This window comes from Pedobacter sp. 05L430, from assembly GCF_056397585.1.
Genome location: NZ_JBFTNT010000094.1, coordinates 1 through 14,224 on the forward strand (window position 1 = coordinate 1; position 14,224 = coordinate 14,224).

Annotated in this window: 13 protein-coding genes and 1 pseudogene; 12 read left to right on the forward strand and 2 right to left on the reverse strand. The window is 39.0% G+C overall.

The genetic code is table 11. From position 1 onward, the window contains the following. From AC1DG9_RS14060 to AC1DG9_RS14110, 11 genes are all read left to right on the forward strand, one after another. Positions 1–206 (forward strand): hypothetical protein (locus tag AC1DG9_RS14060; protein ID WP_477634767.1); only part of this gene is annotated, 206 nt, incomplete at its 5' end. Between the two features lie 96 nt (positions 207–302). Next, a complete protein-coding gene (locus AC1DG9_RS14065) occupies positions 303–1,007 on the forward strand; it encodes an N-acetyltransferase (protein ID WP_048908219.1) in 705 nt (234 codons plus the stop codon). Between the two features lie 11 nt (positions 1,008–1,018). Further along, the gene (argG, locus tag AC1DG9_RS14070) at positions 1,019–2,212 is read left to right on the forward strand and encodes an argininosuccinate synthase (RefSeq protein WP_048908220.1); all 1,194 of its coding nucleotides are present in this window, start codon (positions 1,019–1,021) and stop codon (positions 2,210–2,212) included. Then, the gene (gene argC, locus AC1DG9_RS14075; protein WP_172662258.1) at positions 2,202–3,173 is read left to right on the forward strand and encodes an N-acetyl-gamma-glutamyl-phosphate reductase; all 972 of its coding nucleotides are present in this window, start codon (positions 2,202–2,204) and stop codon (positions 3,171–3,173) included. Before argG ends, argC begins: the two co-directional genes overlap by 11 nt. 121 nt (positions 3,174–3,294) lie before the next feature. Beyond that, on the forward strand, positions 3,295–4,428 hold the full coding sequence (locus tag AC1DG9_RS14080) for an aspartate aminotransferase family protein (protein WP_337717041.1): 1,134 nt from the start codon (positions 3,295–3,297) through the stop codon (positions 4,426–4,428). Further along, entirely contained in the window at positions 4,425–5,387 is a 963-nt protein-coding gene (locus tag AC1DG9_RS14085; protein ID WP_172662256.1) for a Rossmann-fold NAD(P)-binding domain-containing protein, read from the forward strand. Before AC1DG9_RS14080 ends, AC1DG9_RS14085 begins: the two co-directional genes overlap by 4 nt. A 15-nt stretch (positions 5,388–5,402) precedes the next feature. Next, complete coding sequence (argB, locus tag AC1DG9_RS14090; protein WP_172662255.1) at positions 5,403–6,191, forward strand: acetylglutamate kinase; 789 nt, start codon at positions 5,403–5,405, stop codon at positions 6,189–6,191. A 2-nt stretch (positions 6,192–6,193) separates the two neighbouring features. Beyond that, on the forward strand, positions 6,194–7,012 hold the full coding sequence (gene proC, locus AC1DG9_RS14095; protein WP_172662254.1) for a pyrroline-5-carboxylate reductase: 819 nt from the start codon (positions 6,194–6,196) through the stop codon (positions 7,010–7,012). 6 nt (positions 7,013–7,018) lie between these two features. Then, positions 7,019–8,086, forward strand: coding sequence for a M20 family metallo-hydrolase (locus AC1DG9_RS14100; protein ID WP_172662253.1), 1,068 nt, complete (start codon positions 7,019–7,021; stop codon positions 8,084–8,086). A 30-nt stretch (positions 8,087–8,116) separates the two neighbouring features. Continuing rightward, the gene (gene argH, locus AC1DG9_RS14105; RefSeq protein WP_172662252.1) at positions 8,117–9,448 is read left to right on the forward strand and encodes an argininosuccinate lyase; all 1,332 of its coding nucleotides are present in this window, start codon (positions 8,117–8,119) and stop codon (positions 9,446–9,448) included. Positions 9,449–9,468: 20 nt separating this feature from the next. After that, complete coding sequence (locus AC1DG9_RS14110; RefSeq protein WP_477634768.1) at positions 9,469–10,722, forward strand: pyridoxal phosphate-dependent aminotransferase; 1,254 nt, start codon at positions 9,469–9,471, stop codon at positions 10,720–10,722. Between the two features lie 3 nt (positions 10,723–10,725). Here AC1DG9_RS14110 and AC1DG9_RS14115 read toward each other — a convergent pair whose 3' ends face one another. Then, on the reverse strand, positions 10,726–12,306 hold the full coding sequence (locus AC1DG9_RS14115; protein ID WP_477634769.1) for a peptide chain release factor 3: 1,581 nt from the start codon (positions 12,304–12,306) through the stop codon (positions 10,726–10,728). Positions 12,307–12,423: 117 nt separating this feature from the next. Beyond that, positions 12,424–13,728 (reverse strand): DUF6600 domain-containing protein, encoded by a 1,305-nt coding sequence (locus AC1DG9_RS14120; RefSeq protein WP_288883833.1) that lies wholly within the window; start codon positions 13,726–13,728, stop codon positions 12,424–12,426. 298 nt (positions 13,729–14,026) lie between these two features. Here AC1DG9_RS14120 and AC1DG9_RS14125 point away from each other — a divergent pair. After that, positions 14,027–14,224: pseudogene (locus tag AC1DG9_RS14125) on the forward strand (SAM-dependent methyltransferase); the annotation flags it as partial.

Below are 14,224 nucleotides of genomic sequence, written 5' to 3' on the forward strand. Positions count from 1 at the left end.
GTATTGCACAACTCGATATTTATTTAAACCTTTGCGCCTCAACTCATTCAAAGAATTATTATACACAGAAAATGATTAAGCACGCGACCCATAAACTTTCTATTGTAGAAGCAAAAAATATTGCTTCCAGAAGTTTGTTTATTGAACGTTTGCGACCCGTTTTTTTTGTAACCACTAACCGGCAAAATTATACGCCGCGGATTTGAGTAAATCTCTGCGTAATGTCTCTACGCATTTCCACAGAGGATTGCCTCTCAAAAAACAATTAATCAGAACATTTATTTTTTTTCGTTATCATATTAATGAATATAAACGATTTTATAGTGCAAGTTGCACTTCCTGAACATCGTGTCTTTGCAGAAGAAATTTGCGAAGAAATGGCAGAATCGGCAAAAGCTCGAGGTACAGGTATCGCTAAACGCTCTCCGGAGTACGTAGCAAATAAAATTTTAGACGGGAAGTCTGTAATTGCTTTCCATAAGGATGGCTCATGGGCTGGGTTTTGCTATATAGAAACCTGGACACATGGACAATTTGTAGCCAATTCAGGTTTAATAGTTAGTCCTAAATACAGAAAAGCGGGACTTGCTCATGCTATTAAAGAGAAGATTTTTGCGCTTTCGAGACAAAAATATCCTAAAGCAAAGATTTTTGGTTTAACTACAGGATTGGCTGTAATGAAAATCAATTCTGATCTTGGTTATGAACCTGTAACTTATTCAGAGCTTACTCAGGATGAGGAATTTTGGAAAGGCTGTCAAAGTTGTGTGAACTTCGAAATTCTAAAGATGAAGGAACGCAAAAATTGCATGTGTACTGCAATGCTGTATGATCCTGTAGAACAAAAACATGATGTTGCCAAGAAATTTGCAGAGGAATTGCACAAGAAGCCTAAGCTTTACGAGCGCTTTATGCGCATTAAGCAACGCTTGGTACTTAGTTCAAAACCCGAAAATAAAGGAGGTTTAAAATCTCTGTTTTTAATGTTTACCGTTTTATTTAAATAGCTGTTATAAAGATGAAGAAGAAAGTTGTTTTAGCGTTTAGCGGAGGTTTGGATACCTCATTTTGCTGTATTTATTTAGCCCAGGATCGCGGATTAGAAGTGCATTCTGTTATTGTAAATACTGGTGGTTTTTCTGATGAAGAATTAGAGGAAATAGAAAAACGTGCTTATGCTTTAGGTGTAGCTTCTCATGCTGTGGTTGACGAAACGACAAACTATTATGACAGCTGTATTAAATATTTGGTTTTCGGGAATGTGTTAAAAAATGCAACTTATCCATTATCGGTAAGTGCAGAACGTGTAAGTCAGGCTACTGCAATTGCAAATTATGTTAAGAAAATAGGTGCTGATTACGTAGCTCACGGAAGTACAGGTGCAGGTAATGATCAGGTTCGTTTTGATATGATCTTTAATATCATCATTCCGAATGTAGAGATTATTACTCCTATCAGAGATTTAAAGCTGTCACGCGAAGCGGAAATAGAGTATTTGAGCAACCATGGTGTTCATTATAGCGCTGAAAAAGCAAGATATTCTATTAATAAAGGTTTATGGGGAACATCTGTAGGAGGAAAAGAAACTTTAACCTCTAATGAGACGTTGCCAGAAGAAGCATGGCCAACTCAGGTTTCCGTAACAACACCTCGCAAATTAACTTTAACTTTTACTAAGGGTGAACTGGTAGCTATTGATGGCGAAACTTTTGAGCCGGTTAGAGCAATTCAGAAATTACAGGCAATAGCTCAGCCTTATGGTATTGGCAGAGATATCCATGTAGGTGATACAATTATAGGAATTAAAGGACGTGTGGGTTTTGAAGCTGCGGCGCCAATGGTGATCATTAAAGCTCACCATACGCTAGAAAAACATACTCTAACAAAATGGCAGCTTTCATGGAAAGAACAACTGTCGTCTTTCTATGGTAACTGGTTACATGAAGGTCAATTCCACGACCCTATTATGCGAAACATTGAGGCTTTTTTAACCGATACACAGAAAACAGTTAGCGGAAATGTGTTTGTTGAGTTGTTGCCTTATCGTTTCAATATTATCGGAATTGAATCAGAACACGATTTGATGAGCAATAAATTCGGTAGCTATGGCGAAATGAACAACGCATGGAGTGGCGAAGATGTTAAAGGCTTCTCAAAGATTTTTGGTAACCAGGTAATGATCTGGCATAAAGTAAACAGTCATGAAGATTAGAGCAGGTATAGTTGGCGGTGCAGGATATACAGGTGGCGAGATGCTTCGTATTCTTGTGAACCATCCAATTGTTGATATTGTATTCGTAAATAGTAACAGTAATGCCGGAAACCATATTTCGGATGTGCATACAGATTTATTTGGCGATACTGACTTGCGCTTTACAGATGAATTATCGTCGGATATTGATGTTTTGTTTCTTTGTGTAGGACACGGTGATGCGAAGAAATTTTTAGCTGCAAACGTTATTGATAGCAGCATTAAGATAATTGACTTGAGTCAGGATTTCAGACTAAAAGTGAATGCCGGAAATAAATGGGTGTATGGCTTACCGGAATTAAATCGTGAAGCAATACAGAAGGCAAGTTATATTGCTAATCCGGGTTGTTTTGCAACTTGTATTCAGTTGGGACTACTGCCTTTGGCATCAAAGGGTTTGTTGAAAAGCGAAGTGCATATCAACGCAACAACAGGATCAACCGGAGCTGGACAAAGCTTGGCTTCAACCTCTCATTTTAGCTGGCGCAATAACAACTTATCAGTATACAAAGCTTTTGAACATCAGCATCTTAATGAGATAGGAGAGAGTTTGAAACAACTTGAGCCCGGTTTTAATGAAGTTTTAAACTTTATTCCGCAACGTGGTGATTTTACAAGAGGTATTTTGGCAGCAATGTATCTTGAGAGTGATTTGACTGCAGAGGAGGCACAGCGTATCTATGAAGATTTTTATGCATCACATCCTTTTACTCATGTAAGTAAAAGAAATATTGATTTAAAACAGGTGGTAAATACAAATAAAGGATTAGTGCATGTAGAAAAACATGGCAATAAACTCTTTATTGTAAGTATAATAGATAATTTGTTAAAAGGAGCAAGTGGGCAGGCAGTACAAAATATGAATTTGATATTTGGATTAGAAGAAGGTACTGGACTCCGGCTAAAAGCAGCTGCATTTTAATTTGTTGTTTCGTCATCCTGAATTTATTTCAGGATCCCGGATTTCCATTTAACCATTTAACCCATGCTACTTCGAGATCCTGAAATAAATTCAGGATGACGCGGAGCAAAAATCTAAAAAAATGAACTTATTCGACGTATATCCATTAAATAATATAGAAATAGTAAAAGCACAAGGCAGTACCGTTTGGGATGCTGAAGGACAAGAATATCTGGACCTTTATGGCGGACATGCTGTTATTTCAATAGGCCATACCCATCCGCACTATGTGCAGCGTTTAACCGACCAGCTTAATAAGGTTGGTTTTTATTCTAATTCTGTTAAGATTCCTTTACAAGTGCAGTTAGCTGAACAATTAGGAAAGGTTTCCGGAAAAACAGACTATCAATTGTTTTTGTGTAACTCTGGTGCAGAGGCTAATGAAAATGCTTTAAAATTAGCTTCTTTTTACAATGGCAGAAAGAAAATAATTGCCTTTAAAGGCGCATTTCATGGTAGAACATCTTTAGCAGTTTCGGCTACTGATAACCCTAAAATTATTGCTCCAGTAAATGAAACCGATAATATTGTTTTTCTTCCTCATAATGATACAGCTGCCCTGGAGCAGGCATTTGCTGAATTTGGAAATGATATTACAGCTGTAATTATTGAAGGGATTCAAGGTGTTGGCGGTATAAAAGAAGCTTCGATAAGCTTTTTACAAAAGATCCGTTTCCTTTGTGATCAGTATAATTCGGTTTACATAGCAGACAGTGTTCAGTGTGGCTATGGCAGAACAGGAATGTTCTATTCTCATGATTATGCCGGTGTTAACGCTGATGTTTACACTATGGCAAAAGGAATGGGCAACGGTTTCCCTGTAGCCGGAATTTCTATTGCACCAAAATTTAAGCCTTGGCATGGTATGCTGGGTACTACTTTTGGCGGTAACCACCTTGCTTGCGCAGCTGCTTTGGCTGTTCTTGAGATCATTGAACAAAATGATTTATTGAAAAACGCCGAAACAGTAGGAAGCTACCTGATCGAGGAATTAAAGAAAATTGAAGAAGTAAAGGAAGTACGTGGACGTGGTTTAATGATAGGCATAGACCTTCCTGAAAGCCTTTCACACGTTAAAAAAGAGCTTTTATTTAAACATAAAATATTTACAGGTGAAGCTAAGCCTAACGTAATTAGACTTTTGCCTGCATTAAATTTAACTAAGGATCAAGCAGATCAATTTTTGAAAGAATTTAAAATTGCTTTAAAAGGATGAACCAATTCACCTCAGTAAATGATGTACAAGACATCGGCCAATTGGTTAAAGACGCATTGGCACTAAAGGAAAACCCTTATTCGCATCAGCATTTAGGAAAGAATAAGACTCTTGGTCTGGTTTTTCTAAATCCAAGTTTGCGCACGCGTTTGAGTACTCAAAAGGCTGCACTAAACCTTGGTATGAATGTGATGGTGATGAATATGGATAAAGAGGGCTGGGCATTAGAAACACAAGATGGTGTGGTAATGAACGGAACTACTGTTGAACATATTCGTGAGGCAGCAGCTGTAATGGGGCAATATTGCGACATTTTAGGCTTGCGTTCTTTTCCTAAGCTGATAAACAGAGATGAAGATTATAATGAGGACTTTTTTAATAAATTCATTAAATATTGTAATGTTCCTGTAGTCAGTTTAGAAAGTGCTACCCGTCACCCTTTACAAAGTTTAGCTGATCTTGTTACAATTAAAGAGACCTGGGGTGGTGCAGCTAGACCAAAAGTGGTACTAGCATGGGCACCCCACATTAAGGCCTTGCCTCAGGCAGTTCCTAACTCATTTGCAGAATGGATGTGTAAGGCTCAAGTGGATGGAATGCTTGATTTTACCATTGCTCAGCCAAAAGGATATGAATTAAGTGAAGATTTTACTCCTGGTGCAACCATTACACATAGTTTAGATGAAGCATTAAAAGGGGCGGATTATATTTATGTTAAAAATTGGTCTAGCTTTAAGGAGTACGGAAAAGTACTTACCTATCCGGAAGGATGGATGCTTAATAATGAGAAATTAGTAGGCACAAATAATGCAAAAGTAATGCATTGCCTGCCTGTTCGCAGAGACCTTGAACTCTCTTCTGAAATATTGGATGGCCCTAACTCGTTGGTTATCCATGAAGCGGGAAATCGTTTATGGGCAGCACAGGCCGTATTAAAACAAATGTTAGAAAAATTATAATAATCTGGTAACCATATGAAGAAACTCAGTGTAATTAAAATCGGCGGGAATGTTATAGATAATTCAGAAAAACTACATCAGTTTTTGCTTGATTTTACAGCGCTTCCCGGAGATAAGATTTTAATTCATGGCGGCGGTAAAATTGCAACTGAACTGGGGGTTTCATTGGGCGTAGAGGCCAAAATGGTAGAAGGAAGGCGTATAACTGATATAGAAACGCTTCGGATAGTTACCATGGTTTATGCCGGATTGATTAATAAGAATATGGTTGCCCAGTTACAGGCTAAGGGCAGCAATGCTATTGGCTTAACCGGCGCAGACGGAAACATAATAAAAGCTGTTAAAAGACCTGTAAAGGATATTGATTATGGTTTTGTTGGAGATCTTGATGAGACTTCCGTTTCCTCAGATACTTTAGATAGTCTGCTAAAGGCTGGCCTGGTTCCTGTATTGTGTGCGATAACCCATGATGGTGCTTCACAATTGCTAAATACCAATGCAGATACGATTGCATCTGCAGTTGCTGTTGCTATGTCTTCCCTTTATGATACGTCTTTAATTTACTGTTTCGAAAAGCGCGGAGTAATGAGGGATATTGATGATGACCAGTCTTTAGTACCGGTGATTAGAATGGGTGAATTTGAAACCCTGAAAAATGAAGGCGTAGTTTCGGGCGGAATGATACCTAAATTACATAATGCTTTTGAAGCTATAAAAAGTGGAGTTAGTGCAGTATATATTGGCAAAGCAGATGAATTGCCACAAATAGATCAACAGAATTTCGGAACCCGATTAATCAGATAATTATGAACCAGTTTAAAGGCAGTATTGCCATTTTAGGAAGCGGAAATATTGGTGTCTCTTTAGCCAAAGGGCTAGTTAAGGCGAGTTATGCAGAACCCGGTCAGATTACTTTGACTAGGCGCAATGTTTCTAATTTAACTGCATTTTCTGATCAGGGATTTATGGTTAGCGGCGAAAATGCTGCCGTAGTTGCTGCGGCTGATATTATTGTTCTGGCGGTTTTGCCTCAGCAATTGAATCAATTATTAGATCAAATACGCCCAGCTGTTGATCCAAAGAAACAGGTTTTCATTTCTGTTGCATCAGGTGTAAGCTGTATTGATATCAGAAATAAACTGGGAGATGCTGTACAGGTTGTAAGGGCAATGCCAAATACAGCTATAGCTATAGGCCAATCCATGACTTGTGTGGCCACCGATAATGCGTCTAAAGAGAACGTAGATGAGGTCGTTAGAATGTTTGAAACTGTTGGGGCTGTTGTTAAAATTAACGAGGACCTGATGACTTCTGCAACTGCACTATGTGCCTGTGGAATTGCCTTTTTCTTACGTGCAATAAGAGCAGCTTCACAGGGTGGAGTAGAAATTGGCTTCCATGCCGATGAAGCATTAAAAATGGCTGTGCAAACGGCAAAAGGTGCTGCGGATCTGCTATTGCAAATGCAGTCACACCCTGAACAGGAAATCGATAAAGTTACTTCCCCTAAAGGGTGTACAATAGCAGGATTAAACGAGATGGAGCATAATGGCTTCAGCTCATCTTTAATTAAAGGTATTAAGTTATCGGCAATCAAAGCCGGGGCTTTATACACTAAAGAATAATTACTTATGATAGAACAACTGCAAAAAGATAGTTTAGAATTGTTAAAAGAGCTAATAGGCATTCAGTCTTTTAGTAAAGAGGAAGATAAGACGGCTGATGCGATTGAACAGTTTTTGCAGCAACGTGATATAAAAACTTACCGGAAGCTTAATAACATCTGGGCATATAATAAGCACTTTGATAAGCGTAAACCTACCTTGCTTTTAAATTCTCATCATGATACCGTAAAGCCAAATTCAGGCTATACGCGTGATCCTTATGATGCAGCTATTGAAGACGGCAAATTATACGGGTTGGGAAGTAATGATGCAGGAGGATGCCTGGTATCGCTTATTGCAACATTTCTCTACTTTTATAATCAGGAAGAATTGAGCTATAACATTTGTTTGGCTACAACGGCCGAAGAAGAAATTTCAGGTAACAACGGTTTGGAATGTGTACTCCCTGATTTAGGTGAACTGGAATTTGCGATAGTAGGGGAGCCTACGCAAATGAATCTTGCAATTGCTGAACGTGGGTTGTTAGTATTAGACTGTACTTCAACGGGAAAAGCGGGACATGCTGCACGTGAGGAAGGAGACAATGCAATTTATAAAGCCCTTAAAGATATTGAGTGGTTCAGAAACTACCGCTTTTCTAAAATCTCTGAGGTATTTGGTCCGTTAAAAATGTCGGTTACAATCATCAATGCCGGCTCTCAGCATAATGTTGTTCCGGCTACATGTACTTTTACTGTAGATGTCCGCGTAACAGATGCCTATACCAATGAAGAGGTATTAAAAATTATCCGTACCAATGTAGATTGTGAAGTAACTCCAAGATCTATAAGATTAAAACCATCATCAATAGATAAAGAACATCCGTTGGTTCAGTCGGGCATTGCACTTGGAAGAACAACTTACGGATCTCCAACAACTTCAGATCAGGCTTTGTTGAGTATCCCTTCAGTAAAGGTTGGTCCTGGCGATTCAGCACGTTCTCATATGGCTGATGAATACGTTTATGTAAACGAGATTGCCGAGGGGATTGAGCTTTATATTGAAATGCTTAAGCCGGTAATAAAGGGCAAATAATTGTATTTTTGGTATCTATAATAGATTATAATGAAGATCTGGCAAAAAAACGTAAACGTAAATAAAGATATTGAAACCTTTACCGTCGGTAAAGACAGGGAATTGGATTTGCAAATGGCTGCTTTTGATGTGCTTGGTTCCCTTGCACATGTTGAAATGCTTGAAAGTATAGGATTACTTACCGCGGATGAGCTTAAGGCAATTCAAAAAGAACTTAAAAATATCTATGCCGATATTGAAGCCGGTAAATTTACTATTGATGATACGGTAGAAGATGTACATTCTCAGGTAGAATGGCTGCTTACCCAACGAATTGGAGATGCGGGTAAAAAGATCCATAGCGGTAGATCTCGTAATGACCAGGTCTTAGTTGATCTTAAACTTTTCTTTAGAAGCTGCATCGAAGAAATGGTTGGCAACACTTCTGTTTTATTTGGCCAGCTACTGGAATTAAGCAACACGCATAAAGATAAACTTTTACCAGGTTATACCCACTTGCAGATAGCAATGCCATCTTCTTTTGGATTGTGGTTTGGCGCATATGCTGAAAGCTTGGTTGATGATATGGAATTAATGCTGGCGGCATGGAAGATCTGTAATAAAAACCCTTTAGGATCTGCAGCAGGATATGGTTCTTCTTTCCCATTAAACAGAACAATGACTACTGAATTATTAGGCTTCGAAAGGCTAAATTATAATGTAGTGTATGCTCAAATGGGTAGAGGGAAAACTGAACGCATTCTGGCACAGGCCATGTCATCTGTAGCAGCATCATTAGCTAAAATGGCTATGGATGTTTGCTTATTCATTAACCAGAACTTTGGTTTCATTAGCTTCCCTGATGAACTAACCACCGGATCTAGCATCATGCCTCATAAGAAAAACCCTGATGTGTTTGAACTGATTCGTTCTCGCTGCAATAAGATACAGGCTTTGCCAAACGAAATTGCTATGATGATCACCAATCTTCCTTCGGGATACCATAGAGATCTTCAATTATTAAAGGAAAATCTATTTCCTGCAATTACCTCATTAAACGAGTGTTTGGAGATGACCACTTTCATGTTGCAAAACATCACTGTTAAAGACAATATATTGGCTGATAAAAAGTATGCATACTTGTTTAGTGTAGAAGTGGTAAATGAATTGGCATTAAAAGGGACTCCTTTCAGAGAGGCCTATAAAATCGTAGGTGAGTCAATAGAGAACGGAACATTTATACCTGGCACAGAAATACACCATACTCATGAGGGAAGCATTGGCAACCTATGCAATAGTGATATTGAAGACATGATGGACGAGATCCTGTCTCAGTTTAAATTTGAAAAAACCAAAGAAGCTATTCAGCAATTGCTATCTTAACTATAAATAAAGCATAAGAAATGAATGTATMAGTATTAGCAAACACCCTTATAGGCTCTGAAATCATTAAAATTGGTAACGAGGTTAATGATATGAAGCGAAAAGGAGCGCAGATTGCAAACCTGACCATTGGAGATTTTGATCCTTCGATTTTTCCAATCCCTGCTGAACTTAAAGACGAGATTATTGATGCTTACCATCATAACCATACCAATTATCCGCCTGCTGATGGTATCTTACCCCTTCGCGAAACGGTAGTAGACATTTTAAAGGACAGGTATTCATTGAACTATTCTGTATCTGATATTTTAATTGCAGGAGGTTCAAGACCCTTGATCTATGCCACTTACCTCGCTTTAATTGATCCTGGCGATAAGGTGATTTATCCTGCACCATCATGGAATAATAATCATTATTGTCACCTTTCATCAGCAAAAGGTATAGCTGTAGTAACTACGGTAGAGAATAACTTTATGCCCACTGCAGATCAGTTAAGGCCACATTTAAAAGGAGCAACGTTACTTGCGCTCTGTTCTCCATTAAATCCTACCGGTACAATGTTTACTCAGGAGCAGCTTGAAGAGATCTGTGAAGTGGTGATTGAAGAAAACAAATCAAGAGGAGCAAACGAAAAGCCCCTATATATCCTATACGACCAGATCTACTCTTTACTAACCTTTGGCCGCACACATGTTAATCCGGTAAGTTTACGTCCAGAACTAAAAGGGTATGTAATCTATATAGATGGAATTTCTAAATGCCTTTCTGCCACAGGTGTTAGGGTAGGATGGGCTTTTGGTCCGGAAGTTATTATCAGTAAAATGAAGGCATTGTTAGGTCATATTGGTGCATGGGCACCTAAGGCAGAGCAAGTAGCGGTAGCTAAGTACTTTAAAAACAACAATCTTGTTGATCTTTTCCTGGGCTCGTTTAAAGAGCAAGTTCAAATAAGTCTGGATGAGCTTCATAATGGCTTTCAGCAATTAAAATCAGAAGGCTTTAATGTGGATTCTGTAATTCCGATGGGAGCTATTTATTTGACGCTTAAAATCGATTACATAGGTAAAACAACACCATCCGGAGACTTGATTAAAAACAGTGCAGACGTAAATTTCTACTTAATTAAAGAAGCTCAGGCAGCGCTGGTCCCTTTTTCGGCTTTTGGAAACGACGAATCAATGGCCTGGTTCAGAGCTTCTGTTGGTGGATGCTCTTTGCAGGATATTAAAGATATGTTACCGAGAATTAAAGCCGCGCTAGGAAAGCTAAAATAAAAGCTATTTGAATTCCGAAGTTTTGTGAAATTCGATATCCGGATAATCCCTCATGGTCATATTGATCATGAATTCATTATCTGCAAGGAAAACGGGGTTGCCATCTTTATCTTGACCAATATGCTGTTGCTTACGTTTTAGGAACTCCTCTAATTTCTTCTTGTCTTTAGATGTTACCCAGTTTGATCTGCCATAGCTTAAGGTTCTGAAATATGCTTTAGCACCATATTCATGCTCAAGTCTGAAGGCAATAACTTCAAATTGAAGCTCTCCAACAGCACCTATTATTTTTCTGTTTCCAGGCTGTTGTATAAATAGCTGAGCAACGCCTTCTTCGGTAAGCTGTTGTATGCCTTTTTCCAGCTGTTTAGTGCGCAGAGGGTCTCTATTCTCAACTTCCTTAAATATTTCAGGAGAGAAGCTGGGAATGCCCTTAAACTGCAATTGTTCTCCTTCTGTAAGGGTATCGCCAATTTTGAAATTGCCACTATCATATAATCCTACAACATCACCTGGCCAAGCCTCTTCTACAATGCTCTTCTCATTGGCCATAAAGTCCATTGGGTTAGAGAATTTTAGTTTTTTACCTTGTCTGGTATGGAAGTAAAATTTATTACGCTCAAATTTTCCTGAACATATTCTTAAAAAGGCAATACGGTCACGGTGTTTAGGGTCTAAGTTAGCATGGATCTTAAAAACAAAGCCTKAAAAGTTCTTTTCATTAACCAGAACCTCACGCTGTTCAGCTTCCCGGCTTCTAGGGCTTGGGGCAATCTGAACAAAAGTGTCTAAAAGCTCTTTTATACCAAAGTTGTTAATAGCACTTCCAAAAAATACAGGAGCAAGCAAACCTTCGGTGTACATGCTTTTGTCAAGCTTACCATAAACGCCTTCTACCAGTTCTAAGTCACCTTTTAAGCCATCAAGCTCCTTCGGCTTTAAAAACTTACCCAGGTTTTCATCGTTCAGATCGCTTACTTCAATAACAGGCTCGCTAATCTTAGTCTTATCTGGTTCAAATAGGTTCAGGTGATTATTGTAAATGCTATAAACCCCTTTAAAAGTATGTCCTTGCCCAATAGGCCAGGAAAGAGGGCATAAGCTGATGTTAAGTTTATTCTCAATTTCATCAAGCAGATCAAATGCATCCTTACCCTCACGATCCATCTTATTAATAAAGATGATCACAGGGGTATTACGCATCCGGCACACAGCCATTAACTTTTCAGTTTGCTCTTCAACACCCTTTACACAGTCTACTACCAGAATAACACTGTCAACTGCCGATAGGGTACGATAAGTATCCTCAGCAAAGTCTTTGTGACCAGGGGTATCTAATATATTGATGCGCTTGTTGCTATACTCAAATCCCATTACAGAAGTAGCTACGGATATTCCACGTTGCTTTTCTATTTCCATAAAATCGGAGGTATTGCTTTGATTTGCTTTATTCCGTTTAACTGCCCCGGCAGTATTAATAGCCCCTCCAAAAAGTAAAAATTTCTCTGTTAATGTAGTTTTACCTGCATCGGGGTGACTGATAATGGCAAATGTTTTTCGTTTTTCTATTTCCGGGTTAATCATAAAGAGTTTAAGCGTGTTGTGCTTGATAAAAGGCTGCAAAGATAAGGAAAAAAAAGTGTGGAATGTGTAAAAGGAAAAGCCGGCACATTTATGCCGGCTTTTCTTTATAACATTTATCTAGCCTCTTCCGCTTCTGGATGATCTTGAAGAGGAGTTATTTTCTCTTCCGCCGCCCCCATTTCCTCGGCTTTCAGATCCTCTGGAAGGCCTGCTTTGCTCAACCCTTTCAGATCTTTGAGGTTGAGGCTGAGGTCTGGTCTGTTCTTGCCTAGGTTGTTCTTGTCTAGGCTGAGGTCTTTCTTGCCTAGGTTGTTGAACCGGCTCTTGCCTAGGCTGCGCTTCTTGTCTAGGTTGCGACTGAATCCTTTCTTGTCTTGGCTGTTGAACCGGCTCCTGTCTTTGTTGCTGAGGTTGAGCTTCCTGTCTCGGTTGAGCCTGATTCTCTCTTGTGGAACGAGCAGGTCTTTGAGAAGGAGAAGTGTTTTCTTGCTGTACTCTTTCAGGACGGCTGTTTACTCTTGTGCCCTCATTTGTTCTGTTGTCAGTTGGTTGGCTACCATCTCTTGATACCCTACCATTAGTTACTCTTCCATCAACATTACTTCTATCATTGCTGCTGCGGTCAGTTCTAGGACTTGCATACCCTTCGCCACGAACCGGATTTCTTGGAGCTACATTTCCGGCATTAGTTTCTCTGCTACTTCTGCCATTTGGCCTGTAGATTTCAACTTTGTTTCCGCTAATACTACTTCTGCCGGGTCTGCTGCTTCTATCTATGTTATAAACAGGAACTGCCTGTCTGGTCGAGCGTCTGATGTCATCTGCCCTTGGGCCAGTATAATAATTACGGCTGTTTCTTGAATAAACATTATTGATGATAGTTGTATTGTGAATGATAGTTACGTTTCTACGCGAATAGTAACGTGGGAAGTTGCTATAATAGATATTTCTTTGAGGAACAAATACCCACCAAAGATCCGGAATATTGATGTTAACATTAATATTCATGCCAGGACCCATAGGAGCCCATCCATAATAGCCGCCACCGCTTCTCCAGCTTACCCATGCCGGACCCCATACGGTATCGGGAATCCATACCCATTGGCTGTAGCGGTTATAAACCCATCTTCCATAATGGAAAGGAGCCCATCCCCAGTCGTAATCAGAAACCCATGTGTTACCATATTCTGTCATAACCCATCGGCCATTCGAATAATACGGTCTGAAGTCTGCTTGTTCTACATCTGGTCGCCAAACATAGCCATATTGAGAATCCTGAATCCAAGTGCCATAAGGCGATAATTCGTCGTAAAAAGATTGCAAGGAGATATCCTCGTCTTGTGCCATAACCCGCTGTGCGGTCCCGGTTAAGAGGAGCATAAGCCCCAGCACAATAGCCGGTAATTTGATGATGTTTTTCATAGTGTGTGTGTTTAAATTTACCTAACGATCTTTATCTATCAATTTGAGTTCCAAATAATCTAAAAAGTTTAATCTGTTTAAGAAATATTACATTACGATTATGAGGTATGGCGTAATTTTATTGGTTTAAGTATTATTTAGGCCAATGTATAATCGGTTTTCCATTTAAACAAATTACGAAAAATAATTTGCAAGCGGCTATATTCAGATGGAAGATTACCCTTTGCTTATAATATTTACTTCACCAAATGCGCTTTCCAGCAAATTATTTTCTTCTTTTGTAAGCAAAACAAAATCTATGACAAAAGGCACCTTATTTCTTATTCCAGTACCTCTGGCAGAAAACGCAGCCCATAAATCTTTTACAAGCTTTCTTGTAGATACCATCAATTCCATAAATACCTACATTGTTGAAAATGAGAAAACAGCGCGTAAGTTTTTGAAGGAAGCTGGAATAAAAGTACCTCAGAGTGATCTTGTAATTCATGATTATGGT